This window comes from Bradyrhizobium sp. Leaf396, assembly GCF_001424605.1.
GTDB classification, from domain to species: Bacteria; Pseudomonadota; Alphaproteobacteria; order Rhizobiales; family Xanthobacteraceae; genus Bradyrhizobium; species Bradyrhizobium japonicum_C.
In genome coordinates, this window is sequence record NZ_LMQJ01000025.1 from 41,732 (window position 1) to 67,271 (window position 25,540).

The window sequence follows — 25,540 nt, forward strand, 5'->3', positions numbered from 1 at the left end:
AGATGGAAATGTTGTCTCGACGAAGTTTTCTCGGTACCGCGACCGCGCTTGCGAGCGCCAGCCTCGTTTCTGGACGGGTTCAGGCCGCGGGCATTCCCGAAGCGCCTACCATGGACAAGGTGGCCACCCAGCCGCCGCTGCACCCGAGCAGCGGACCCGAATATCGGCCGGTGGTCACTCTCAACGGCTGGTCCCTGCCTTGGCGCATGAACGGCGATTGGAAGGAATTCCATCTGGTTGCCGAACCCGTGGTGCGCGAATTCGCCGAAGGCATGAAGGCCCACCTGTGGGGCTACAACGGACAAACGCCGGGCCCCACGATCGAGGCGGTCGAAGGTGACAAGGTGCGCATCTTCGTCACCAACAAGCTGCCGGAGTACACCACCGTCCACTGGCACGGCATGATCCTGCCTAGCGGCATGGACGGCGTCGGTGGCCTGACGCAGCCTCACATCAATCCGGGCAAGACCTTCGTCTACGAATTCCAAGTCAAGCACAGCGGCACCTTCATGTACCACCCCCACGCGGACGAAATGGTCCAGATGGCGATGGGAATGATGGGAATGTTCGTGGTGCATCCCAAGGACCCCGGCTTTCGTCCCGTCGATCGCGACTTTGTCTTCGTGATGAGCAGTTATGACATGGATCCGGGGACCTACCTGCCGAAGGTCACGGAGATGACCAACTTCAACATGTGGTCCTGGAACGCGCGCGTCTTTCCCGGCATCGATCCGCTGCCCGTAAGACTGGGCGACCGCGTCCGCGTGCGGATCGGCAATCTGACGATGACCAATCACCCGATCCATCTCCACGGGCATAGCTTTTCGGTCAGCGGCACGGACGGCGGCTGGGTGCCGGAGAGCGCGCAGTGGCCAGAGACTACGATCGACGTTCCGGTCGGAGCGATCCGTGCCTTCGACGTGTTGGCCGACAATCCGGGTGACTGGGCGTTTCACTGTCACAAATCGCATCACACGATGAATGCGATGGGGCACGACCTCAGAACCTTGATCGGGGTCTCGAAGAAGGACATCGCCAAGGCGGTGAAGCGGCTGGCGCCGGACTCGATGGCGATGGGTTCGACCGGCATGGCGATGGGCGAAATGGAGATGCCGCTGCCGGACAACACGCTGCCGATGATGACGGGCTCGGGGCAATTCGGCCCGATCGAAATGGGCGGCATGTTCACCGTGATGAAGATCCGCGAGGGACTAGGTCGCGACGATTACAGCGATCCGGGGCCTTACAGGTTTCCGAAGGGAACGGTTGCTTATGAGATCGAAACACCTGCTGCGGAGCCGCCGCGCCAGGACACTCAGCCGAATGCGGGGGAGCGCAAGGGAGCGAAGGGAACTAAGGGAATGAAAGGCATGAAGATGAAGGGAGCATGATCGTGAGACTGCAATCGAGGAAAGGAAGATACGAGATGAACTACACCAGCGCGCTCGCCGCTGCCGCGATGGCTTGGTCCCTTTCGACCGTGACATGGGCTGATCCTGGCCACCATCAAGGAGGGCACCACAACAAGGATGAGACGTATTCCGCGGGTGAACCGGGAGATCCAAAGAAGCCCGCCCGAGTCGTTCAGGTCACGATGAACGAGACCGACGGCAAAATGGTGTTCGTTCCGGAAAAAGTCGACGTGAAGAAGGGCGAGCAGGTCAAGTTCGTGCTTCGCAACAACGGCGAGCTGGACCACGAATTTATCCTCGCGACCACGGCTGAGAATCTCAAGCACGCCGAGGCGATGAAGAAGAATCCCGACATGGAGCACGACGATCCGAACGGCAAGCGGCTGGCACCGAAGAAGACGGGGGAAATCCTCTGGAAGTTCGATACGGCCGGCGAGTTTGAATATGCGTGTCTTATCCCGGGTCACCGTGAGGGTGGCATGGTCGGGAAGGTCGTCGTGAAGTAAGCCGCAAAATCAATGAGGAAATCAAAATGATGAAGTCTGCTGTCAAATCCGCGCTGTTCGCCATCGCACTCGCCGTCGCTCCGAGCGTCGCCTTCGCCCAAGGGAACCTCGCTGCCGGGGAAGTAAAGAAGGTCGACGAAAGCGCCGGCAAGATCACGCTCAAGCACGGTCCCATCAAGAACCTGAACATGGACGAGGAGGAGATGACCATGGTGTTCCGGGTCTCCGATCCCTCCATGCTCAAGCAGGTCAAGGTGGGAGACAAGGTTCAGTTCGAGGCCGAGCGGCAGACGGGCGGAATCACGATCACCAAGATTCAGAAGTCGAGGTAGAGCGTCGGCGGGGCGCTCTCGCGAGAGGCGCCCCGCCGCGAGCCGAAGAGCAACCCGTCAGCATAGTGTCGAGACAAGCGTCATGAGGTCGTCGCGGAATATGGGAGCCAGTCCGGCAAGGATGCGCGCAGTACGGCCATCCGCGGCTTCTGACGGCGCGGTTCGGGCGGCGATCGTAGGAAGCTACGAGCGTCTACGGAATTATCTGCAGAAGCGCTTCAGCTCGCCGTCGGACGCGGAAGAGGTATTGCAGGCGTTCGTATTGAGGGCTCTTGAGCGTTCTTCCGACATTCGAGATGCGGATTCGGTCCGCGGGTGGCTCAGCAAGGTTCTGGCCACGACGGTCGCCGATTTCCATCGTCAGACCACGAAGAACAAGACGAGGGAAGTCCCGCTGCCCGCCGAACTGAGCGACCGCGTTGCCGCGGATCAAGACGCCGATTTTGAGAATGCGGTCTGCGAATGTTTGTATGCTCATCTGCCTTTGCTGAAGACGGAACACGCCGAGGTCATTCGGCGAATAGACCTTGCGGGCGAGCCGAGGGAAACGGTCGCAGCCGATCTCGGTGTGACGGTCAATAATCTCACAGTGCGACTGTTCCGCGCCCGTCAGGCCCTGAAAGATCGCCTCGAAGACAAATGCGTGATTTGTCGTGAGGATAGTTTTTTGGAGTGCCGATGCGGCGAAGCCCGAGGAAGGGGCCCTTCCTGACGCGCCAACCGGCGCCGGCGGGGGGCTCGTGGCCATGAGGTCTCTTGCGGGACAATCGGACAGAAGTCGGCATGCCGCGACGTGGAGCAGGTGAGCGACCATGAAGCTGATGACACGGTTCGCCCAGACCGAGGCCTTGTTTGCCGCAGACCGGCAAGAGGACCAATCGAACATGTCCGAGCTAAACGATGCTCCGGGGGTGCCGGGCATCGCACCTACCTGGACCAGCAGCGCGAAGGACGCGGTAGGCTGTTCGTTGGGGCCGGCGCGTCTTTGGTTCACGATCGGCTACGGCATTCTGAACGAGGTGTACTGGCCGCGCGTCGATCTCCCGCAGATCAGGGACCTCGGTTTCGTCGTGTCCGACGGCAAAGGCTTCTGGTCGGAGGTGAAGCGCTGCGGCAAGTACTCGCTTCGGTCGCTCGCATCCGGAACGCCGGCCTATGAGATCGTCCATCCGCACGACCGATATCGTCTCACCCTGAGGATCTCGCCCGATCCGCGCCGGGACGTGCTGGCTTGTCGAGGTCGTGCTGGAGAGCAGCGCGCCGGAAATGCAGGTATATGCCCTACTTGCCCCGCACCTCGGGGCGAGCGGAAACAACAACCGAGCCGGCATCGCGAAGCACAACGAACGAACCGTGCTTTGGGCCGATCGGGCGCCGTTTTCCCTCGCACTCGTCGCCGTCGATCAGGCCCAAAAGGATGCGGTGCTGCGCGCGAGCGCCGGTTACGTTGGCTTCAGCGACGGTTGGCAGGATTTTGCGCGCAACGGCGCAATGACGTGGTCATATCCGTCGGCCGGACCTGGTAATGTCGCTCTTATGGCCGAACTCGGCAGACGCTGCGTGCTGGCGCTCGGCTTCGGCAGCAATGTGGAAGCCGCCGCCACGCTTGCGCTGTCCAGTCTGATGCAGCCATTCGATCGGCTGCTGGACGGGCAATTGTCCGATTGGGCGAGGTGGCATCGGTGCTGCGACGAACGTTGCGACTGCGTGCTTGCCGTGCCGGCCGATCTCCGCAACCAGCTCGCGGTGTCGAAAGCCGTGCTGCGCAGCCATCTGGACAAGACTTACCCGGGAGCCATGGTGGCGAGCCTCAGCGTGCCGTGGGGGGACTGCGGGGAAGAGCGCGGCGGCTACTTTCTGGTGTGGCCGCGGGACCTCGTCCAATGCGCCACCGCATTGCTTGCGATCGGCGGCGAAGCCGAGGCGCGCGACACGCTTCGTTACCTGATCGCCACGCAGAACGCCGATGGACACTGGAATCAGAACCAATGGCTGGACGGGCGCTCGTTCTGGCGCGGCGTCCAGCTCGATGAGGCCGCCCTTCCGGTACTTCTGGCTGCCGCGCTTGCCGAACGAAACGCATTGGCGGGCACCGAAGTCGCGGACATGGTGGGCCGGGCCCTTGCCTTCGTAGCGCGTCAAGGGCCCGCCACCGACCAGGACCGGTGGGAGGAAAACGCGGGTATCAATCCGTTCACGCTTGCGGTCTGCATCGCGGCCCTCGTCTCCGGCAGCGCCTTTCTGAACATGAAGGCGGCCGATTGGGCACTGGAGCTCGCCGATTTCTGGAACGAAAACGTCGAACGGTGGACCTCCGCGCGAGCCACGGAAATCGGTCGCCGGGCCGGCGCTGCAAGCCATTACATCCGAACGGCGCCTCCCAGCGTGCTACGATCGGGCCAAGCTGCCATGGACCAACCCGTCGCGATCCGCAATCGGGCCGATGGTCTCCAACTCGCCGCCCGAGAGCAGGTCAGCACCGACTTTCTCCAGTTGGTCCGGTTCGGCTTGCGCCGGCCGCGGGACCCGCTGATCCAGTCCACGATTGCCGTGATCGATCGTCTGTTGAAGGTGGAAACTCCGGCTGGAGCGGTATGGCGACGTTACAACGAGGATGGCTACGGTGAACACGAGAACGGTGGTCCCTACGACGGGACCGGTTGCGGACGACCCTGGCCGTTGCTGACCGGTGAGCGGGGACATATCGAATTGACCGCCGGCCGCGACGCTCTGCCTTTCCTGCGTACCATGGCGTCGTGCGCCAGTCCCGGCGGCATGATTCCCGAGCAGGTCTGGGATGCCGCCCCCATTCCCCAACGTCGTCTTGCTCCGGGGCGACCGACCGGCTCGGCGATGCCCTTGGCCTGGGCGCATGCCGAGTTCGTCAAGCTCCTGATGTCGCGCGCACTAGGCCAGCCGTTCGACCGGCCGCACTTGGTCTGGAATCGGTATCAGGGCATTCGACCTCTCGCCCGCAGCGCATTCTGGTGGCCGCACGCCCAGATCGGAAGCATCCGCGAGGGGGCGGAACTGGTCGTCGCATCGAGGGACGAGGCGGCCATTCGCGTCGGGATAGATGGCTGGCGCCTGGTGGATGAAGTGCCGGCCAAGGACACGGGTCTCGGCTTCTTCGCGGCGAGGCTCGATACGGCCGGGCTGAAGGCCGGGCAGCAGCTGGAATTCACGATCCGATGGAATACCGGAGAGTGGATCGGACGAAATTTCTCGGTTGCGATCGAGCCGCCTGCGCCCCGCGAGCCAGTCTCATAGCGGCGCGTAAGCTGCCAGGTACGGCACCGGCGCGTCCGGTCATCGCGGTTTCATGATCGCGAGCCAGCCGCCGGCGATCGCCGACGAATTGCGCTGCAAGCCGATGGCTCGTCGATTTTCTGGACCCGTAGGTGGAGAAGTTCATGGCGGACTCGAACAAAAGCAAGTACCCGACCGGTGGCGGCTACGGCCGATTCTTCCTGGGCGCTGTGGCAGTGTTCGCGGCAGCGGCTCTGTTCTGGATGACATTCTCCTCTGGACCCGCACCGCGATCGCTCTCCGCGGAGGTCGCTGAGCCGGAACTGTCGTCGTTGGCCGCGACGGGCAAGGTTCTGTACGAAGCGAATTGTGCGATTTGTCATGGTATCCGTGCCTCGGGCACGGATACCGGGCCTCCGCTCGTTCACGACATCTACAATCCGGGACACCACGCCGATCACGCCTTCTTTGCAGCGGCCAAGTTTGGCGTAAGGCAACATCACTGGCGTTACGGCAATATGCCGCCGCAACCGCAGGCCCGTGAGGATCAGGTTGCGGCGATTGTGCGCTACGTTCGAGAGCTCCAGATCGCAAACGGCATCCGGTATAAACCGCGTCGCATGTAGGAATATCCATCGGAAAAGCGGAACGTCGCGCGGGCGATTCAAATTGTGCGGCGAAGCGTCCGTGAGAACGGTCGCCGCCCTTATTTATCGTGCTCGAGATCGCCTGTGCGATAATCCGCGCCGAGCCTGCCGAGCGAGAGCGTATAATCTCGCACCTTACCTTCGACATCGCTACCTCTCCGGTGGCATCAAGCCTCTTCCTTTCAGGCAAACGCGGGCAATTTGCGCAGCGCCGGCCTTCCCGCCGGATCCGTGGCCCCAGGGGCGGTATTTCCCTCGAACTGACCAGCTCTTGACGCTTGCGTCCCACTGCCGATGTTTCGGCTCGCCTGTCCGATCGACAAGGAGCTTATCGATCTCATGATGATCCATTTCGTCGCGCGGGCGCGTCGTCAGAAAACGGTTTGTCAATGACTTTCGGGACTGGCAATCGGCGCCCACCGAACGGATTCAAGAATGCCCTTCAATGCGGTTCTGTCTAAACCACCGCGTAAGCTGCAGCATCGCCGCCCCACCTACCGTGGTCTTGCGAGTGTGAGGCGGCACCAAAGGCGATTAGCGCCCGGATAGGTGAAATCAGCATGACAGCGACCGCGTACCCGAGCAACTCGCTTCGTGTAGCGCCAGCCTCATCGATCGGCGAAACGCCGGGCAAGCTCTTCCATCGAGATCAACGGCGACGAAGAAACGCTAACATTGCGACACGGCGGGGCGCCGCGCTTCGAGGCTCGGGCCAAAGTCCCTTCCGACCAGGGCGGCCAGGCATCGAAAGCGGGATGGCTACAGTACCCGCGCAGCGCCCGGGATAGCACGCAATGCCGCCGCCGCGCCCCAGCTGAACAGAACGGTGAGCACGAACGTTATCAGCGCTTTGGTAAAGGCGGGTGCGTCGAAATCATACAGCCAGTATTGAATCCAGAGCGCGATCGGATAGTGCACTAGAAACATGCCGTAGCCATCTGTTCGGATAGTATCGAGCAGGGTGAAGCCAGATCGGTTGAACCTCAGAAAATAGCCGAGAATGGCAAGCATAGTGGCCGCGCTGAAGGCGACAAAGAACAATCCGTAGCTCGCTTCATACCAGTTCGGCAGCCATACCGGATTGCCGAGCATCTCGCGCTTGACGTAAATCAGCATCCACAGCAGGCAATAGGAAAGCAGGGCGACGACCACCCAATGCCAGCGGCTTTTGGCTAGATGTCCATCCGTACCGAGCAGGCCGCGATCGAAATTCGCCATACCCACGCCCGCGCCGACGAAGAAGTACGTCGGATAGAGCAGTACGCGGCTCGCCTGTAGCGAAAAGGGGCCGAACTCGAACCAACGACCCGCGCCGAAATAGACCCGTGCCGGAACGTACAGGAGCGCGGTGGCGAGAAGCAGGAACAGGAAGAATATGGCCGGCCGCGAGTGGCTGCTTAGCGAGATCCGGTTGATTGGATCGAGGAGGAGAGGCGTGAATCGATAGAAAAGGAAGGCGGTAAGATCTAGCGCCAACAAAACCCAGACAAACCAGACGGGTCCGCTCGGCCACGGACCCACCGTGACCATCTTCCACCAGAACACGGCAAGATTGGTGTTCGGCGACTGCCGCAGTTCGATCGCGTAATAGGCGAGCGGAATGATGGTGAGAGTAGCGATTGCGAAGGGAAGTCCTAGCCGGAGCAAACGATCGCACAAAAAGACCCCCGGCTTCTTGTGAGCCAGGCTGGGCCAGACAAACAGCCCCGATAGAAAGAAGAACATCGCCATGAAGAAGCTGTCATTGGCGAGCACCATCATGTCGAAGCCGATCCACCCCTCGGGGTCGGTATGGCCGAAATAAGTATACGGAATAATGGCGTGATGCAGGAGCACGACCAGCATCAAGAATGTGCGCGCGCGGTCGACCGCGGCGTTGCGTGCGATGCTTGGTGCGGCTTCGATATTCTCGGATACGACCGATTGCGAGATCGTTGTCATTTATTGGGTGCCGACCGATGATGCTCAACAAGTTCCCGCGCTGTCCCGTGGGGCGGCGCCAGGGCCAATTCGGCGTTCCTCAAACTGTGGCTCAACAAATCAGCCCGCTCCGATTGCTTGCGAGCGCTGCGGCACGCCCATCCATCACGGCGTCCGCCACCGGAGCTCTTCGTTGAAGGTTTCGAAACAAGCCCTCGCCGCGATCGAGTGCAAAGCTCTGCCGAATCGAGCTGCGACTGCTGATCTCGATAGGGGGCCGATCGGGTGGTCGAACAAGATGCGCTCACCGATGCTACCAAAACAGCCGCGCACCCGCGACAAAGGATACGGCAGATACGGACTCCCTGTTATTCTTGGCGATGGTCGCCGTCTGGCCGACCTTGCGATCCCAATTCACACCGACATAGGGCGCAAAGTTGCGCGTGAACTCGTAGCGCAAACGCGCACCTAGCTCGAAATCGGTGAGGCCGGCACCGAGCTCCAGGTCGGGTACCGACTGCATCTGAAACTTGACGTCGATGCGCGGTTGCAGGATCAGCCGATTCGTGATCAGCAGGTCGTGGAATGCCGTCACCTGGGCCGAAACTTCCCCTTTCTGACTGACGTACGCGGCGGCGTCGATTTCGATGAAGCCGGGTGCGAGCCCTTCGATGCCGATCACCGCATAGGTTCGATGCGACTTCTTCGAGAAGTCCTGCCGGACGCCGAACTGAGCGTCGAAGTAATAGCTGATCAGTCGCGAGTAGAGCACTTGCAGTTGGCCTTCCTCGGTGGTCCTGGTCTTTCCGTCGTAGAGGCCTTCCGACTTGAAGAACAGTTTGTCGTAGTCGGTTCCGACGAAAGTCTCCATGTCCCAGCGCGCGCTCCTGCTCATCTCAGGGCCGACCCATTCGAGCTTGTCGAAGCGCAGGGCGCTGAAGGCCTGCTGATCGGGGAAGTTCCCTGGCCCTGGCCTGCGCAGATTCCACCATTGCGTTTCCTCGACATAGGGCGGCGCAGTCTGGCCTCGAGCGGTACCCAGGCAAACGCTTGCAAGAATGCAAATCGCGAGCCTCGCAAGGCGAGAGGTCCCTGTCATGTTCGCCTCCTATCGAACCGAAGCCGTCTGTCTGACGACTTCGATCTTGCGCATCATGCCGGTTTCCATGTGATAGAGCTGGTGGCAATGGAATGCCCAAGGACCCTCGGCGTCGGCCGGCACGTCCACATCTACGGTGCTGCCGGGCTTGACGTTGACGGTATGCTTCTTGGGATTGCGAGCGCCGTTGCCGACGTCGGGCAGCAACCATGTCCCGTGTATGTGCATCGGGTGATTCATCATCGTCTCGTTGATGATGCGGAATCGGACGCGTTCGCCGTATCGCAGCACGATCGGCTCCGCTTCGCTGAACTTTCGGCCGTTGATCGACCAGAAGTATCTTTGCATGTTGCCCGTCAGGCGCATCTCGACGATGCGGTCGTACGGCTTGTAGGGATAAGGGCGGAGCGCCCTGAGATCGCGATACGAAAGGACTTTTGTGCCTACAGGTGCTCCCGTATCGTTCAGGAGCGGGTCGGGCGCTCCATGTCCGCCCGCCAGCGGAACGCTCTCCATGTCTTCGCCCCCTTGGAGGACGTACGCCTGCGGTCCTTCCTGAACGCGCTCGGGCTGCACGATCGGAGCGGACCGGCGGCCACCACCCATTCCAGGCATGGCGGTATGGCCTGGCGCCTGTTGCATTTGGGCAAATGAATCCGACCTCTCGGGGAGAGCGTCGCTCATGCCGGGCATCTTTCCGTGGTCCACTCCGGGCATGCCCGGGCTCTTGCTGCGTGGGGTCGGTTTCGGCGGCTGCTTCGACTGTTTCGGCGTCATCGACATTCCGGACATCGGCTGCTTCGTCCCACCGCCGTGTTGCATTCCGGGCATCTTGGAGCTGCCCTCGCCCGACATTCCGCTCGTGTCGCCCATCCCGATCGCCATTGCGACAGGATCCTCGGGCGCGACATGGCCCGGCATGTCCCGCTCCGGATGCGGAGTTCCGCGGTCGCCGCCCTTCGGGCCGAGATTCATGCCCATCTCCGCCATCGAAACGAGGGGCCGTAGGCGATGGGGCGGCAGTTCGCCGACCATTCGGGGTCTGGTCGCGAGCGTGGTGCGAGCGAAGCCCGTGCGGTCGAGCGACTCTCCGACGATCGTGTAGGCCCGGTCTTCGGTGGGCTGCACGATCACGTCGTAGGTTTCGGCGTTGGCGATCCGGAATTCATCCACCACGACCGGCTGAACGTTGTTGCCGTCGGCCTGAACGACCCTCATCTTCAGTCCGGGAATCCGCACGTCGAAATACGTCATCGCGGATCCGTTGATGAAGCGCAGACGGATGCGCTCGCCCGGTCTAAAGAGAGCGGTGAAGTTCTGCTCCGGTGTCCGGCCGTTGACCAGGAAGGTATAGGCCGACACGTCCGAGATGTCGGTAGGGTCCATCCGCATCAGCGACCACGCGATACGGTCGTTGATGATGGCCCGGCGAGCCTCCTCGGAAGGCGCCTTGTTCAGCTCCTGGAAGAGGCTCACCAGCGTGCGCCTGTTGAAATTGTACCAGCTGCTGTCGGCCTTCAGGTTCTTGATGACGCTTTTCGCGTCGTCGCTCCAGTCCGACAGCATGATGATGTAGTCGCGGTCGTACCTAAACGGCTCGTGGTCGCGAGGTTCGACGATCATAGGACCGTAGATGCCCAACTGCTCCTGCTCTCCGGAAGAATGACTGTGATACCAGTAGGTGCCGGATTGCTTTAACTTGAAACGATAGGTGAAGGTCTGGCCCGGCGGTATGCCGTCGCCATAGCCTGGGGAGATACCGGGCACCCCGTCCATCTCGGGCGGGACGATCAAACCGTGCCAATGGATGGAGGCGTTTTCGTCGAGGCGGTTGGTCACGTTGATCACCACGCTCTCGCCTTCCCTGAACCGGAGAACGGGGCCAGGCAGCTGTCCGTTGATCAGAAGTGCCTCGGTGTTGCGCCCCGTGATGTTGACCGCATGCCGCTCGAGCACGAGATCGTACGCACCTGCGTAGGCCGGAGCTGCAATCGAACACGCCAGCCAGACGGCGACCGTGATCGGCAATAACGTATCCCGGAATTCCCGTCTCATGCGATCCCCCTCGCTATCGTCCCGAGCCACGGCCTTCAGTGGCTGCGCGCGGCATGCTCGTAGACTTCGGTGTATTTCTTCGCTGATCGTTGCCAGCCGAAATGTCGCTTCATGGCTGCCCGCCGCATGGCGCCGAGTCGCCTGGCTGAGCTGAACACGTCGAAGGACCGATAGATCGCGTTGAGCATCGGCGCCAACGACGCGTCCTGAAAGAGAAAACCGGTCACGCCGTCCTGGATGGTGTCGGCCAAACCTCCGGTTTGATGGGCGATCGGAAGCGACCCGAAGCGCTGCGCGTACATCTGCGTGAGGCCGCAAGGCTCGAATCGCGACGGCATCAGTAGGAAATCGCTTCCGGCATACATGCGGCGGGCCAGCCCGTCTTCATAACCGATTTTGACGCCCACCTTGCCGCGGTACTTCACGGCAAGCTTCGCGAGTTCGGATTCCAGACCCGGATCTCCGCGACCTGCGACGACGATCTGTCCGCCCTGCCGGACGATGCTCTCCGTGGCCTGGATCGTGAGATCGACGCCCTTCTGATGAACGAGCCGGGAGATGACGGCGAACAACGGTCCTTCAGAAACGGCCAGACCGAATGCCTTGCGCAGGGCCTTGGCGTTCGCCTGTCGGCTACCCCAATCGCCGATTTCGAAAGGTCTATCCAGGTGCGGATCGCGTCGGGGGTCCCAGCTCCGGTCGATCCCATTGACGATGCCGGTAAGCCGACCGTCCTCGGCTTTGAGCCTCAGAACGCCGTCGAGACCGCAACCGAACTCTGGTCTCGTGATCTCGTCCGCATAAGTGGAGCTCACGGTCGTCACGTGCGAGCAATAGGAAATCCCAGCCTTCAGAAAGGACGCCCGGCCATAGAATTCCATGCCGTCGACCGTAAAGGCGCTCTCCGGCACGCCGAGTGGTCCCAGTCGTTCCCGATCGAAGACGCCGGCATAGGCGGCATTATGGATCGTCAAGATGCTTGGAATGGAGCACCCGCGCCAAGCGAGGTAGGCCGGCGCAAGCGCCGAGGTCCAGTCGTTCACATGGATGAGATCGGGACGCCATCCCGGATCGGCGCCGCCAATAGCGATCTCGGCGGCCGCCGACGCGAGGCGCCCGAACCGGATGTCGTTGTCTTTCCAATCTGCACCACTTGGATCGCAGTAAGGCGTTCCATCGCGTTCGTAGAGGCTGGGACAGACAAGTGCATATACCGTCAGGCCATCGATCGTCTCGAACTGGCCGATTTCGCAGTAAGGAAGGCCGGCGAAAGCGTCAAGTCGTCCAACGATCCGCAGCTGCGGAGCCGCTTGGAGCAGCTCGCTGTAGCCAGGAACGAGCACCCTGACGTCGTGAAATCGCTTGAGAGCACGTGGTAGAGCGGCGGAAACGTCCCCGAGCCCCCCAACTTTTGCATAGTCGCCGAACTCGGAACTAACGAACAAAATCCGCTTTCGCGAACTGTTGACTGTGACGCGCATGCGATCCCCGCAGATGCTCCCAATACATAGACGTCTACCTCGTCAAATTATTACGGGTGCAACGCCAAGCTCGTTTCGTTTTGAACGCCAGCGCTTCCAGGTCGCGCCCGATGCTGAACAGAATTTGGTATGGATCGTTTGATATGCATCAAGCATTCAGGTCTTCTTCGCAGGTGGATTCGGAAGAAGAAACCGAGCGGGTCGTGTCCCTTGGCGTGATGTAGCTGAGCGCGGGTCACCGCATTCGCTGGCATTGGCCGGATCGGTCGGCTGGCGACTGCCGGGAAGCTGACGGCGGGATCATCGCCCAACGGGCGATGGTTTCCTGCGTCATGTCGCGACCGCGCTGAACGGCCCACTCGTCGTTCTGCTCGAGCAGGATGGCGCCGACCAAGCGGGTGATGGCGTCTTCGTTGGGGAGATGCCGACCGCTTCGGTTCGCCGCTTGACCTGACCGTTGAGGCGTTCGAGCGGATTGGTCGAGTACAGTTTGGCCCGATGCGCGGCGGGAAAGCTCATGTAGCCCAGCGCGTCGGTCTCGGCCTCATCGAGGAAGACCGCGAGCTTGGGCACTTTGGGGCGCAGCTGATCGGCGATGCGCCGCCATTGCGTCCGTGCCGCGTCGGTGTCGTCCTGGGTATAGGCGGTGGCGATGAAGGCGGCGACGACGCGCCGCCCACTCTTGCCGGCATGCGCCAGAGCGTCGCGCATAAGTGCAGGGGGCAGCGCTGACAGGAGGCCTTGAGAACCTTTGCGACCGTAGCCTTGATCCCTTCATGCGCGTCAGAGACGACGAGCTTGACGCAGCGCAGGCCGCGCTTGCGTAGGAACGCCGTCCAGAACGTCTCGGACCAATATCCGTGCCGAGAACCTCGCGCCGGCCATCGCGTTGTCTGAGACGGCGCAGCCAGAAGAGCTGACGCATGAGCTGGCCGGAGTTCGAGACCCTGACGGAACGCTTCCGGCTGCCAACTCCACGCATCACTCGCACTGGGCGCAGGCGCGGACATGTCGCGGGTTACCCTCAGGAAGAATCGGATGCGGGAAAGCCGCCTGCCCGGATCTGTGAGGGCGAAAGCCGAATGGCTGAGCTACTCGACCACGACTGGCGAGTGCGGCTTAGCTGTTCAATATGACGGCCAAAACGGTTGCCAAATGGTCCAGCGGCTCGGCGCAGAAGGTGTGAATGGGTGCTCGACCGAGGGTCGCGACCTCATTCATCGCCGAGCCAAACCCCGCCAGCCACGTGCATCGCCATCGAGGCCTTACGCCGGCAGCGCCACACCAGGAAGCAGATCGCGGCCGAGGTCGAGGTGTCACCCGCCACCGTCAGCCCCGTCATTCGCCGCCTGGAATTGAACCGGATACGGGACGTTAGCCCGGCCGAGCCGGAGCCGCCATGAACGGGAGCGCCCAAGCGAGATCATCCCCAAATCGACATCAAGAAGCACGGGCGTTTCCAGCCTGTAGGACCCGTATCACCAGCGACCCCAGTACTCCGAACAGGAGCCCCGGCGCTGGTTGGGAGTTCGTCCAAGTCTGCATTGATGATCATTCCGGCGGCGCCGCGATGCTACGGTGGGTGATCTCCATCGAGGAGGCAAATGAAGGTCACGACTGAGGTGCTGGCGTGTCGTCGGCGTGTTCGGCGAGGCCCCCGGGACATTGTATCTGGATCACACATGGGATTTGCCCAAGGTACCAGGCCTGGGTGAGGAGGAGCTTTGAGCGGTGCGTCGAAGCCGCCGCCGCTCACGCGCGCCTAGAAATCACATCACAGGCGGTTGCCCGATGGATCTAAAGATCAGCGGCGAATTTCACGCAGGCCCTTTCCAATCGCCTCTTAAGGGCGGCGAGGTCGTCGATCAGATCATCCAGCTTGCGCGCACCGAATTCAGCGGAGATATACTCGTTCAGGCGTTCCTGCCGAAGCGCCAAAGTTGCTAAATGCTTGCGGGTCATGTCCGTCAGCGACATCCGCACTATCCGACGGTCTTCTGGCGAAGGCTTTCGCTGCACGAATCCCCTTTTCTCGAGCAGTTTCGATTGGGTCGTGACAAATGACGGATCAACATGCAGCATTTTGGAAACTGCGTTGACTGGCACCCCGGCACCGCGGTCGAGGTCATACAAGGCTGCAATCATCCTCCATTGCGGGACGCTGATGCTGAGCGACTTCGCCCAAAGATAATGGATTTCCTGCAGGTGCACGCTGATCGAATTGATCTCCCAGGCGAAGCGCTGAATGGTGTCCTGCTTCCTCTTGCCGGACGCCTTCATTTGCACGGTGCTGGGCTTTCCGCCATGCTGGAAAGGGGATTCGCCATCATCCCTGGCCGCGTCACAACGTGCGCCCGAGCGCAACCCGGCCAATCCAGCGGCCCTCCGACGATGCAGCAGGCGGACTTCGAAAACGACGAGCGATCTCCGCCTTCACTGTCAACTCACCGCGAGCCATATGGCCAAGACCTCTGCAAGACAATCCTTTTAATAGACGTATTGCCGCCAAAATATTACTTCTTGTTGGCTTCGTTTATGTGAATCATGGCCGGCCAACCCAGCTTCGCGAATGGTTGTCTCTCTCGTCTCCAGAGGGGGAGGGGTTAGCTATAAGCTTGGCCTTCGTTCGACGCGCCGCTGGGAGGAGATGCTCCACGCGCGCAGGCGTAAAGCTGCACCCTACGGTTGACTGAACGACCCCTGCGGATGTCAATGCCGCTTGTAGAGCGTGACGACGCTGGTGCCGCCAGGGGACAACCCGAAATCAGGCTGTTTGGGCCTGCCCGTTAAGCCATCCAAGCAACAGAACCGCCATGGAATGATCGCGGCTGCGGTGCACCGCGACTCAACGCGAGGTGATACAAACCGCTCGGTCAACCGTTTGAGGCTGGGCGGCTGTGGTCGGTGACGCTGACCCGCATGATCGACGCGAGCCTACACATCAGAATTCCACTCGAGTCGCCAGCAGCCGTCTCTAGATCGATCCGGAAACTAGGGCCGCAACCCGATTAAAATCATTGCAGTATCCGATCGAGATTTACTGCCGTTCTTCGTATCGGTCGCAGTCGATGATCGCCACGTCGCACCCGGACAATTTCCCGAAACGGTGGATCACAACGAAGAACCGTGTATTCGTCCTGGGAAAAGGGCGGTGGGACGCGCCAGCAAAGGGTCTCCCCCGCAGGCACTGCGTAGGTATGCCCATCCTTCAGCTCGTAACGGCACGAATCGGCTCTCTTGATGTTGTCTTGAGCGTGAGCATGGGCCAAGGCAGCCAACGCAAGAACCACCGTGAGAAGCGCGCGCATACTCTATTCTCCCTGGAGTCACGAACGGGCCTGCAGCTAAAGGGGGAGAGAATGCAGCGCGCCGTCTGCGAGATAGACGGGGCAGGGTTCGGAATATTACGCGGTCGCAATCCAGCATTTTTCCGAGCGATCTAGGAACGCAGGGAAAGGCGAGAGATTAGCGCGCGGGTGGGCGATCAAACCGACCACCTTTCAATCGGGAGCGAGCGATGCACAAGCAAGACCATTCAGGTTCTCCGCACGGAAGTATTTCTCCATTCGGATTCGGCGACTACTTCTTCTTCATGGGCGATAGGGCGAACAACGGCTACCCCGGCTCTGACGGCATGGACGTCGCATTCGGCAGAGGAGGAAATGATCGTCTCACCGGCGGGCCGGCCGACGACGATCTGATCGGCGGAATTGGAAACGATCGTTTGTCCGGCGGATCGGGAGCTGATCATCTGGACGGGGGCGCAGGAAACGACGTCCTTGCCGGCGGCGATGCCGACGACATGCTGGTGGGTGGCACCGGCAACGACTACCTGAACGAGGGAGCGGGACACGGCGATCTCGAAGGAGGGCCTGGCAACGACATTCTCGTGGGTGGGCCCGGTGCGGACGCCTTCGTGGTCGAACCCGAAAGCGGACACGATGTCATCAAGGATTTCCGGGCAGGGCCCGGTATGTTCGATCACCTGGCTCTTCAGGACATCAGCCCGAACGAGCTCTCGTTCCAGGACACCCCGGACGGCGTCCTGATCAGCTGGAACCGGGGAACGAGTTCGGTCTTACTCGAAGGTGTCGCGAAAAGCGAGCTCGCCCAAGATGACTTCATGTTTGCCGACAGCAAGGAGCTTCTTCCCGTCGGTGTTCCTGAAAGCGCATCGGTCGCGGCGTCTTCAAACGCATTTTGGTGGTCTTCTCACGGTTCGCAGGCCGCGACGGAGACGTTTCAATTCGACGACGTCAATCTGAAGACCGGCACGTCCGCAGACGACGTATTCCAGGCAACAGCGGATCGCGACTTCTATTTCGGCGGAGGTGGCAACGACCGCCTCTCTGGAGGTGCAGGGGCCGATCATCTCGCCGGAGACGCCGGAAACGATGCCTTGTACGGCGGCAACGGCGAAAACGACCTTCGCGGCGGCGACGGAAATGATCAGCTGTTCGGCGGAAAGGATGCCGATATGCTGATGGGCGGGAACGGCAGCGACAGGCTGAGCGCCGGAGCCGGGCACGATATGCTCGACGGAGGTCCGGGCGACGACATCTTGGACGGCGGGCCCGGTGCGGACGCCTTCGTGGTCACGCCGACGAGCGGAAACGACGTCATCGTCGGCGGATTCACTCCGGGCCCGGGTGCGTTCGACCACATCGCGTTCGAGGACATCCTGCCGAATCAGGTGAGCGTGAACGATACGCTCCAAGGCGTTCTGGTGAGCTGGGGATCCGGATCCATTCTGCTCGAGGGGATTCAGAAAGATCAGCTGGCGCAGGACGACTTCATGTTCGACAGCGTGGAAGGCGGCGCCTTCGTGCCGGATCCCTCGATCACATCGGAAGGGTCCGCGCTGCTGTTCCCCGAGAACGAGCAGGACTTGGTCCATGCGAATCCAGTGAGCGACAACTGGACCATCATCGCCTGATCAGGCATCGGACCGGCCGAGTTTGCACAAGAGGGCCGGCACGATCCAAGGTGCGGCGGCGAGCCGGAGCAGCTGCTGTTTGTCATCGACGACCGCAAGGAGAATGTTCGATGTCGCTTCTATCTCGCCGTCGCCATAAAATCCATCGGGTGAACGAGGCGATGGCGGCTGCGCACCGCTATCCATCTGAATATCGACGGCGAAAAGGCAGGTTATTACAGCGGCTTGCGCATACCAGTATCCACACCCGATCGCTGCAGATGCTTGCCGTGCGCCGACGCCGATGTGATATCGAAAAGGTCCTTCTGGTTCGGCTACAGGACGTCGATAGACAGGTCGGGAAGCTTTGAATATGGAAGGCGCATCTGATGGGTGCTCACGGAGTTGGGATACGACGATCTAGGAAGGCCGGCGGCGTTCTTAGGATTTCCTGACTCGATGTTCGGGGGACTGCAAGCAAATCTCTCCGCATACAAGACGCCCGTGGAGCTACTCCTTGTCCGTGCCCGCGGCCAGCAATGTGCATTGGGCGAGCGACATTGGATCGGCTCGCCGATACCTTCCTGACCAACCCGATGGCGGCGACGGAGGTTGGCGCGCCCATTGTGAGCATGTACATGTTGACCCCGATGCCTTTGACAGCATCGTCCAAGCGGACCAACCAAGCCGCTCTCGCTGCGGCGTTCGCGACGAGTGATTTGCGCTCGATCTGCAGGGCGGTCGACGCGGCGGTGGTCGCAGGCGGGATCGCCAAGGTTGCTCGAGCTGCGAAGGTAGACAGAACGACTGTGTACTGCGCCTTTCGCTGCGAGAGCGGACCCGCGTTGGACACGATGGTCAGAGTGCTACGCGTTTTGGGATTGCGTCTGATCGTGAAGATCGAGCCATACCTCCCCGGAGGCATCTCGGCTGGTCCCGAAGACGACGGCTCGGTCGCTCGCGGCGGCATTCAGAGGCGACGATTTGGACCTGGCCATCGAAGCGTTGGCGCAAGCCGTACGCTCTCATGACAATGTTTCGGAACTGGCGCGAGCGACGACTCTCTCGCGCGAGAATCTCTATCGCTCGTTCGCTTTTCCTCGCATACCGCGATTTCCTGAACGCGCTGGTACTGCGGTTGGAAATTGAGCGGCTGCCTTCGAAAGAGAGCGGCGCCGCATCGTAACCATCGGCCGGGCGGCAAGTTCCGCGGAAAGGTCGCCGACCCACGCGAAGGACCGTCTCGGTCTCGGAAGCAAAGCTTCTCGTAGGAGGCTCAAGCATTGCGCGCCCTAGGCCCCAGCCGAAGGTCGGTTCACCGAAGGACATGGAACATGCGCCGACGTTCGGACAAGTTCGCACTGGTCCTACCTCGCATCTTGTGCGCCGCTGGAGCGGTCCTGTTCGGATGAATTTCAGGTCGAGCTGGTTCGGGTACTCGAGCGGGGAATTTTTAATGCCAGCACCGGAAACCGGCCGATCGCTCAAAGTAGCCTTGGCGCGGTCGCAAACGTCCGGAACGCCTCTCTCGTTCAGAGCACGACCACCATTCCTGCGCGCAAGTCACTACGATTCGGGCTGCGGTATCTGATCGAGGGCGCTCCCGCCTGCGCGCGCGTGGAGTATACCATTCGCGGCACGATCGGCGCTCAGGCCTACCGCGAGTTCATCTTTGACCACACGTAGGAGATCGTAGCCGGTGAGTGGGTCTTCGAATTTTTGGCAAGACGGTCGAAAGGTCGGAAGCGAGACGTTTTGCGTGTTGGACGCGGATTCCGCGCCCCATCGGTCGGACCCGTCGAAGGCAAATTGCGGCTTCTTGATCGGACGAATGGAGTTCTGGAGACGGGCCGTTGCGGTAGGTCCGGGAAGTAGCTCATGAGAGGTCGCGCGCCTTCGGTTCGCGGCGATGATTCCAATACCGTCTATAGCGGCCTGCATCGCTCCGCAGCGGCCGCGTGAAGGCCGAATTCGCAGCGCCGCGAACGTGAGCTGTGGCCCCACTGCCGCCGGTCGACCCGGTGCGACGCGCAATCGCGAGGCTGGACCGGATCCCTAGGGAGGCTTCGTGAACTTATGCCACTTCAATGAGGATTGCTGCCCAATGCCCCAAGCGACGATTTGCTCGCCGGATCGGCTGGTCTGGCTGGACGGCTTCTCCGCATTCCGTGGATAAATCTGGAGGCGATGGGGCTCAGCCGAAGTCGAGGCTTCGAATGCTACCGGCACGCTCGGCAATGAACCGGGAAAGGAACTCTGCCGCGTTCTGCGGCCAGAACTCGTATCCCACCTTGGTCAGAAGCTGGAGATGGGCGCGTTCATCTCACGTCCGACCCAAAGCTCATGAAAGGCCGCAACGAGATCGGCGTCTGTGATATCGATCGTGCCGATCAACATCTTGAAACGGATTGCCGCTTCGCGGCTTCGAATGTCGCTGCCGTCGATCAGCATCTCGGCATTGCTCCGGATCGCAGCATTCTCGAAGATTTCCTTCAAGACCGCGCGAATATGGCTGACGTCCGATCCCGTGCCCACTCGGCCAACTATCCCGGTCATCTCGTTTCCAGCCCTTTCGATCAGCAATTGAGCCAACCGGCATCAGGGGATGTCATTCGCCTTGTGCGGACATCGAACGGGCGATCCTGCCTCGTGTCAAGGAACGCTTCGCCCGTGTCGTTTACACCGCTGCTCGCGCGCGACGGTCGCCAGGCGACGCGATGGCGCGGGCATACAACCAGCTTTCTACAGACGCTGAGCTCGGCGAAAAATTACAGCGAGTGGCATAGCTGATCACCGGAGTCCGCCCTTGGAGACATATGGATCGCACACCCCGGCGGCGACATGATATCGGAATTGCGGTCGCTTGCGGTTCACCGACGCCCTATGCGGTGCAAGCTCGGCGACCCCACACTATCGACCGGAAAAGCGAATGCCACGAACATCTCCGGCGGCGAGCCGATGCTCCGACGCGGCGACTTCAAGCGACAATTCTCCCATTCGGTGCGAGCGTTCCGCGGGAGCGCCCCGCGACCCGACACGTTTCGCCGTTCCTGACCGCGGTGCGTTTCCGGATCGTATGACTGTTTGGCTTTGTCTCATCGGAGCTGGCGCCGGACTCGCGCTTCTCGATGTTAATACGTCGGCCGCTTGTCGTGGCGAGGCGATCTTTTCGGGAGTTCCCGGGTGGGCGATGGCCGCCGCCGCAGGCTCCTCCCTGCGCCTACACATTCAACGCCGATTGAGGCCGTTCTTCGGTCCGTACCCGTTGCTGATGATGGTCACTTGGGCAGATAAGATCGGCTTAATCAAAGGAAATGGAGAAGCGCTCGCGCTCCTCGAAAGGCTGCGTCGAGCGGCGATCGAGGGAGAGCTCGAGTTCTATGGACAACTGGTCACGACGACGGGCGTGGAGCGCGAATTGACCAAAGTGCCTCCTGGCCACCTCCAGGTGTGCGCGATAGGTCTGGGCACCTCGCGTGCGCAGGGGAGGAACGAGGATGCATTCACCTACGATCCGAAGCGACCGGCTTCAAAGGCCTCGCGGCAGGTGGGTCACTTCCGCAATCTCCATGTGAGCAGGAGCGTGCTGGGGATCATCCGGCGGATCTGGGAAGACGCGCACGGGTGAGTCGGCCGCCGACAGGGACCGGCGCACTGGCCGGCAAAGTGACGAACCGGAAAATGGTTCGGTTACGATCTCGTCGAGGGCGGAGCCCATGCCGACCGAGGGAACCGGTCTTTCGCGAACAATCCGGCAGCGCCCGCGCGACGTCAACGCGACGGCGGTGGAAAGCGTTTACCACCTGGAGCAATCCGGTGTGAGCCGGGTGCCGGTACACGCAACCCACCGCGGTAGTAGTCCGGAAACGCCGATTTCCCACAGTTTTCGACGCATTGGGATCCTGGCAGAGAATCCCATGCTCGCCGACTCCCTCAACGTCAACCTCGCTTCTCCGCCATAATCCAGCCTCGGCACAGCGCGTTTCCGATCAATTCGCCGCCATCGCGACTCTGACCGCCGGCGAGTTTCTTCTATGGAAGCGACGAGGAGATATCCTTGGGAAGCGAAGGGGTCGATAGGTATACAGGTCGTTCGGGCTCCGTCCGGACCTACAAGCTTGCTATTGGACGGGCGGCGCCCAATCGTTCCATGTGCCTGGCGACGTATAAGGCATGGAGCCCGGCTCGAACCTCGTGTGACGGCAGAAGCATGGAGACAAAATAGTGCTTCTGGTGAGCGCGTGCCAATTAAGATCGCGACAGCGTCCACGTCGTCCGCAGACACCGACCGAGCTCGATCCCGAAGATCACGTGCTGAGCCCGGTCGGCAACGAGGAGTGGCTGCGTTCCTACTGGAATGGGATCGCCGGCCGGCTGACCCGGGGCATGCTGGCTGCCGATGCGTCGCCGGGACATCGGTGATTATCTTGGACTGACGCTGAGAACCATTCACCGCGCGGTCTCAACTCGACACCCAAAGGTGTTCTGGTCCTCCAGGGGACAGATCCTGTGCAGTCCCAAGCCGGAATTCCCAGCGCGAGCGCCACCCATCCCTCAATGAAGGCGCTTCGCGACGATCTGACGGAGATCGTTCGCATACTCCTCAAAGATCCAGAGCGCCTCGTCCTGCCGCCCCGCTATGGGCTTTGATGCGGACTTTGGCATCTTGTCCGGCTTCGAATGAAAAATCTGTTCTGACCGATTCATGCCCCGACCATTGGTCGATGGCGACGCAGGGGAGTTGATCCAAGTCAACGGATCCAGTCCCATCCGGATTTTCTTAAGCGTGCTCCTCCTCTTTGTATTGCCTAGACTAGGAGCAGGCACTAAAAGATGGTCGTTTACTCGCGCTTCCGACCCTTTACCCGGAGAGGAGACGCCCAGTATCTCTCCTCTGAGAGAGCGACACCGTACAGCCTCACCAACATCAAGATTTCTTTGAGCCCCCTAGGAGGCTTGAGCGTGCTCGCGACACAGCCTCGGAGGTCAATGAGCGGCGCTCTATCCATAACGTGCTTCTCGGCAGGAGCTCCAAAGCCTGGGGCGACGTTCACACGCTACTCTCACATCGTCTCTGCATTTTGCGAGGGAAGACGCCGGCTAAGTTGGAACTGGAGGATTAAAGCCCCTGCGGCTCGCTGTTCTGCACCTTCATTGACAAGCAATAGTGGACATTCGAAGTGGGGGCTGGATTGACGCTTGTTGGCAACGCCGCTCATCAGGACAGGCTGTTGAAGCCCGTCCGCTATCGGGTTGCGCGACAGCTTCCTTTGCTGCAATGCATCAAGATCGCCAAGGTGCTGCAGCACCAGATCGCCCAGCGCTGTTCGCACTGTGGGCGGGAGGACAGCCGCAAGAGTATTGCACCACTCGATACGGAGCCGCAAGACTTCGCTCCGGCTCATCGGAGTCAAGCCCCAGCCAGCGCATTCCGACGAGTGGGCCGTGGATTCCGAGCCAAGTCGGCCGCCTGTACCGATTGAAGCCGGCCAAGGATTGCGATGATCCCGACCGTCTCCGACGACGTCATCAGGTCAGTTGGCGGGCTCGTCGTCAAGCGTCTGACGTTTGGCGGCGGCTTTGCGTAGGCACTCGCCCTTGTGAGCCTGTGGGCGTTGTGCACGAGGCGATCGAGGATAGCGTCGGCAATGGTTGGGTTGCCGATGAGTTCGTGCCAATGCTCGACCGGGAGCTGGCTTGTCACGACCGTCGAGCCGCGGCTATGGCGATCCTCCGTCATCTCCAACAGGTCGCGTTGCTGCTCGGCAGTCATCGGGGCAAGTCCCCAGTCGTCGAGGACCAGAAGCTCGACGCGCGCCAGGTCCTGAGGAGGCGAACATGGCGGCCGTCGCCCCGCGCGAGGGTGAGCGCCTCGAACAGCCGAAGCAGCAGTTGATAGAGCACGGAGCGGTTGTCTCGGCAGACCTTGCTGCCCAAGGCGCAAGCAATTCAGCTCTTGCCGTCGCCGGTCGGGCCGATGATGAGCAGATTCTGATGCCTGTCGATCCACTCGTCGGCGACGAGTTTTTGGAACAGCGGCTTGTCGAGCCACGCGGTGCCTTCACGTCGATATCCTGGCGACGGCGTTCTGCCGGAGGCTGGCGAACCGCAATCCGAGCGACCAGCCGCTTGTTCTCGCGCTCGGTCGCCTCATGGTCGACCAGCAGTGCGAGGCGCTCGTCGCGAACCACGTTATTGCGAGACCAAGGCTTGCGAGAGCACAATCGCCAGCAGTCCGACCGCTGCGGCTTCGGTCTCGGCTAAGACCAACCTGCAACAAGGACGCCCCACGTATCCGGAGCAATGCCTGCTCCTGGCGGCGGCGATCAGAGCCGGACGCCGTGGCCGCAAGCGTAACCAGGAGAGCAAGGACGATGCCGGGAACTCCGAGAAAGAGAAACAGCACCCGGGCATAGAGCGCGCCAGGACGCACGCCGTCGAGCCGTGTGGTAAGATTGTTGGCGATGACGGCGCTGCGGCAACTCTGGCTTTGAGATTATTTGCCATCCGAAGTGCGGTAAGGCGATGATTGGTTGCTTGCGCCGGATGGGGAAGCGCCAATCGAACCAACGCGTCTCGATTGCGACAAGATCGATCCTCTGCGCTCGCCCGAGCTGGATAGATGGACGCACAGTCAATCGCTCAAACCAGCGACCAACGAGAACGCCCGGGACTAAAATCGACGCCCTTGGTGAGCATCACGCAAGAACAATGACGTACGACGCGCCCGCCGCGAGAAGAAGAAAACCAGACAATAGACAAATTAAATATAGTTGGTCGCGGGTCATCGCTGCGCCTCGTATCTCCTAAATAAGGAGCGCGGACTTGACTACCTTGACCTATGTCAAGCCGAGAAGGGTAGCGGGCCGACGCTTATCTACACCAGCTTGAACCGCACGTGCGCTATGCGGTTCTGGGCAATGCGGCAGCCACTATCGCCTTCCGAGTAGGCAATAAGGACGCGCCATACCTTGCTCGCGAATTTCATGGGAGGTTCGACGAGATTGGTCTTCTGCAGCTGCCGAATTACCGCATTTATCTCAAGCTAATGATCGATGGAACGCCGTCAACGCCGTCACGCTTGATCCGCACGCCTATCAGACGCCGCCTATTTTGCTGATTGCGGAGATGGGTGTGGATTTGGCGTTCGGTTGGAAGCGGTGGCTTGCCAATCGTCGCGCACAGCTCTGAGCAGAACCACCATCGCTTGTTTCCATCTCGCGTCCAAACGACGAGCCGTCCGTTGACGACAATCCATTGATCCTATGGCAACACTGACACTTGTGAGTGAGATGCGGAGGAAGGAGGTGGCGATCGAGCCACATGACATTTTCCCTAGGCCGTTCCAGGAGAGGGCGCCAATAGGCCTTGTCAATTTGCCACAATCTCACGCCTCCTTCTTTCACGACCCCAAGGCAATATTGCGGTCGGGCCTGTACCTTCTCCGGATTCCGGGTCGGTAGCGAGGCGGAGTTATTCTGCAGCTGCGCGAGCCATGCGCGCAGTAGCTCCGCTTTGATATCTCGGGCGGTCGGCAGTGAGGAGAAACGAGACGTCCACCATTGCTCATTCTACGAGGCTATAAAGCCGGTGAAACTTTGTGACGTTGAGGGATTCGATAGCCTCGATGATCTGCTCATCGCAGAAATCACCGACGCCGTGCGTCCTGCCATCTGCATGACGGAAAGATGCGACCACACGGCAAGGATAGAGCCCGACCAGGACCAGGGATACTGCGAAGCGTGTGGCGGTAACACCTTCGTATCAGTGCTCGTGCTCGCCGACCTAATCTAAGAGGCCGGCCATGCAAATCCGAATGATCTTCCCCCGATAAAGTGGACGGGTTAAGCGGCTTTTAGCTCCATCTCGATCGGGGGGATATATCCGAGTGCGGAATGGAGCCTTGTCCGGTTATAGAATCCTT

21 protein-coding genes and 3 pseudogenes are annotated in these 25,540 nt (G+C 60.9%); 13 read left to right on the forward strand and 11 right to left on the reverse strand.

Annotated features, from left to right (window positions below):
* The first annotated feature begins 8 nt into the window (after window positions 1-8).
* The 7 genes and pseudogenes from ASG57_RS22690 to ASG57_RS22715 all read left to right on the forward strand — a co-directional run bounded on the left by ASG57_RS22690 (window position 9) and on the right by ASG57_RS22715 (window position 6,125).
* The gene (locus ASG57_RS22690) at window positions 9-1,391 is read left to right on the forward strand and encodes a multicopper oxidase family protein (RefSeq protein WP_024342053.1); all 1,383 of its coding nucleotides are present in this window, start codon (window positions 9-11) and stop codon (window positions 1,389-1,391) included.
* 35 nt (window positions 1,392-1,426) lie between these two features.
* Window positions 1,427-1,918, forward strand: a complete 492-nt coding sequence (locus ASG57_RS22695; RefSeq protein ID WP_024342052.1) for a cupredoxin domain-containing protein — start codon at window positions 1,427-1,429, stop codon at window positions 1,916-1,918.
* 26 nt (window positions 1,919-1,944) lie between these two features.
* Entirely contained in the window at window positions 1,945-2,250 is a 306-nt protein-coding gene (locus ASG57_RS22700; protein WP_024342051.1) for a copper-binding protein, read from the forward strand.
* Between the two features lie 121 nt (window positions 2,251-2,371).
* Window positions 2,372-2,962: an RNA polymerase sigma factor gene (locus ASG57_RS36975; RefSeq protein WP_230646702.1), complete on the forward strand. Its 591-nt coding sequence runs from the start codon at window positions 2,372-2,374 to the stop codon at window positions 2,960-2,962.
* 172 nt (window positions 2,963-3,134) lie between these two features.
* A pseudogene (locus ASG57_RS39705) lies at window positions 3,135-3,413 on the forward strand (glycoside hydrolase family 15 protein); the annotation flags it as partial.
* A gap of 103 nt (window positions 3,414-3,516) precedes the next feature.
* Complete coding sequence (locus tag ASG57_RS39315) at window positions 3,517-5,520, forward strand: glycoside hydrolase family 15 protein (protein ID WP_230646701.1); 2,004 nt, start codon at window positions 3,517-3,519, stop codon at window positions 5,518-5,520.
* Between the two features lie 131 nt (window positions 5,521-5,651).
* On the forward strand, window positions 5,652-6,125 hold the full coding sequence (locus ASG57_RS22715) for a c-type cytochrome (protein ID WP_230646700.1): 474 nt from the start codon (window positions 5,652-5,654) through the stop codon (window positions 6,123-6,125).
* 780 nt (window positions 6,126-6,905) lie between these two features.
* Here the strand turns inward: ASG57_RS22715 and ASG57_RS22720 are convergent.
* The 7 genes and pseudogenes from ASG57_RS22720 to ASG57_RS22745 all read right to left on the reverse strand — a co-directional run bounded on the left by ASG57_RS22720 (window position 6,906) and on the right by ASG57_RS22745 (window position 15,074).
* Window positions 6,906-8,087: an acyltransferase family protein gene (locus tag ASG57_RS22720; RefSeq protein WP_024342048.1), complete on the reverse strand. Its 1,182-nt coding sequence runs from the start codon at window positions 8,085-8,087 to the stop codon at window positions 6,906-6,908.
* A gap of 292 nt (window positions 8,088-8,379) precedes the next feature.
* Window positions 8,380-9,165 carry a copper resistance protein B gene (locus ASG57_RS22725; RefSeq protein ID WP_057197564.1) on the reverse strand — a complete coding sequence of 262 codons (786 nt, stop codon included), beginning with the start codon at window positions 9,163-9,165 and terminating at the stop codon, window positions 8,380-8,382.
* A gap of 9 nt (window positions 9,166-9,174) precedes the next feature.
* On the reverse strand, window positions 9,175-11,220 hold the full coding sequence (locus ASG57_RS22730) for a copper resistance system multicopper oxidase (RefSeq protein ID WP_063997017.1): 2,046 nt from the start codon (window positions 11,218-11,220) through the stop codon (window positions 9,175-9,177).
* Between the two features lie 35 nt (window positions 11,221-11,255).
* Entirely contained in the window at window positions 11,256-12,701 is a 1,446-nt protein-coding gene (glgA, locus tag ASG57_RS22735; RefSeq protein ID WP_035698636.1) for a glycogen synthase GlgA, read from the reverse strand.
* Window positions 12,702-12,970: 269 nt separating this feature from the next.
* Window positions 12,971-13,590, reverse strand: a pseudogene (locus ASG57_RS22740) (transposase); the annotation flags it as partial.
* Window positions 13,591-13,914: 324 nt separating this feature from the next.
* Window positions 13,915-14,043 carry a hypothetical protein gene (locus ASG57_RS39710; RefSeq protein ID WP_283805288.1) on the reverse strand — a complete coding sequence of 43 codons (129 nt, stop codon included), beginning with the start codon at window positions 14,041-14,043 and terminating at the stop codon, window positions 13,915-13,917.
* Window positions 14,044-14,498: 455 nt separating this feature from the next.
* Complete coding sequence (locus ASG57_RS22745) at window positions 14,499-15,074, reverse strand: MarR family winged helix-turn-helix transcriptional regulator (RefSeq protein ID WP_230646699.1); 576 nt, start codon at window positions 15,072-15,074, stop codon at window positions 14,499-14,501.
* Between the two features lie 1,261 nt (window positions 15,075-16,335).
* Between ASG57_RS22745 and ASG57_RS39320 the strand changes: the two are divergent.
* Window positions 16,336-16,584, forward strand: a pseudogene (locus tag ASG57_RS39320) (calcium-binding protein); the annotation flags it as partial.
* Window positions 16,585-16,674: 90 nt separating this feature from the next.
* Window positions 16,675-17,637 (forward strand): calcium-binding protein, encoded by a 963-nt coding sequence (locus ASG57_RS22755; RefSeq protein ID WP_230646706.1) that lies wholly within the window; start codon window positions 16,675-16,677, stop codon window positions 17,635-17,637.
* On the opposite strand, the gene ASG57_RS22760 is transcribed toward ASG57_RS22755, so the two are convergent.
* Window positions 17,638-17,823 carry a hypothetical protein gene (locus tag ASG57_RS22760; protein WP_024342041.1) on the reverse strand — a complete coding sequence of 62 codons (186 nt, stop codon included), beginning with the start codon at window positions 17,821-17,823 and terminating at the stop codon, window positions 17,638-17,640.
* 443 nt (window positions 17,824-18,266) lie between these two features.
* Between ASG57_RS22760 and ASG57_RS40085 the strand changes: the two genes are divergently transcribed.
* A complete protein-coding gene (locus tag ASG57_RS40085) occupies window positions 18,267-18,647 on the forward strand; it encodes a helix-turn-helix domain-containing transcriptional regulator (protein WP_422866748.1) in 381 nt (126 codons plus the stop codon).
* A 1,264-nt stretch (window positions 18,648-19,911) separates the two neighbouring features.
* Here ASG57_RS40085 and ASG57_RS22775 read toward each other — a convergent pair.
* The gene (locus ASG57_RS22775; RefSeq protein WP_155248694.1) at window positions 19,912-20,172 is read right to left on the reverse strand and encodes a hypothetical protein; all 261 of its coding nucleotides are present in this window, start codon (window positions 20,170-20,172) and stop codon (window positions 19,912-19,914) included.
* Between the two features lie 634 nt (window positions 20,173-20,806).
* Here ASG57_RS22775 and ASG57_RS22780 point away from each other — a divergent pair.
* Together ASG57_RS22780 and ASG57_RS40090 are read left to right on the forward strand one after the other, a co-directional pair.
* Window positions 20,807-21,244: a hypothetical protein gene (locus tag ASG57_RS22780; protein ID WP_024342037.1), complete on the forward strand. Its 438-nt coding sequence runs from the start codon at window positions 20,807-20,809 to the stop codon at window positions 21,242-21,244.
* A gap of 771 nt (window positions 21,245-22,015) precedes the next feature.
* Window positions 22,016-22,177, forward strand: a complete 162-nt coding sequence (locus tag ASG57_RS40090; protein WP_422866737.1) for a hypothetical protein — start codon at window positions 22,016-22,018, stop codon at window positions 22,175-22,177.
* Between the two features lie 502 nt (window positions 22,178-22,679).
* Here the strand turns inward: ASG57_RS40090 and ASG57_RS22785 are convergent.
* Together ASG57_RS22785 and ASG57_RS40095 are read right to left on the reverse strand one after the other, a co-directional pair.
* On the reverse strand, window positions 22,680-23,003 hold the full coding sequence (locus ASG57_RS22785) for a hypothetical protein (protein ID WP_155248693.1): 324 nt from the start codon (window positions 23,001-23,003) through the stop codon (window positions 22,680-22,682).
* A 23-nt stretch (window positions 23,004-23,026) separates the two neighbouring features.
* The gene (locus tag ASG57_RS40095) at window positions 23,027-23,389 is read right to left on the reverse strand and encodes an ATP-binding protein (RefSeq protein ID WP_422866739.1); all 363 of its coding nucleotides are present in this window, start codon (window positions 23,387-23,389) and stop codon (window positions 23,027-23,029) included.
* A gap of 65 nt (window positions 23,390-23,454) precedes the next feature.
* Between ASG57_RS40095 and ASG57_RS40100 the strand changes: the two genes are divergently transcribed.
* A complete protein-coding gene (locus ASG57_RS40100) occupies window positions 23,455-23,880 on the forward strand; it encodes a hypothetical protein (protein WP_024342035.1) in 426 nt (141 codons plus the stop codon).
* The last annotated feature ends 1,660 nt before the right edge of the window (window positions 23,881-25,540 follow it).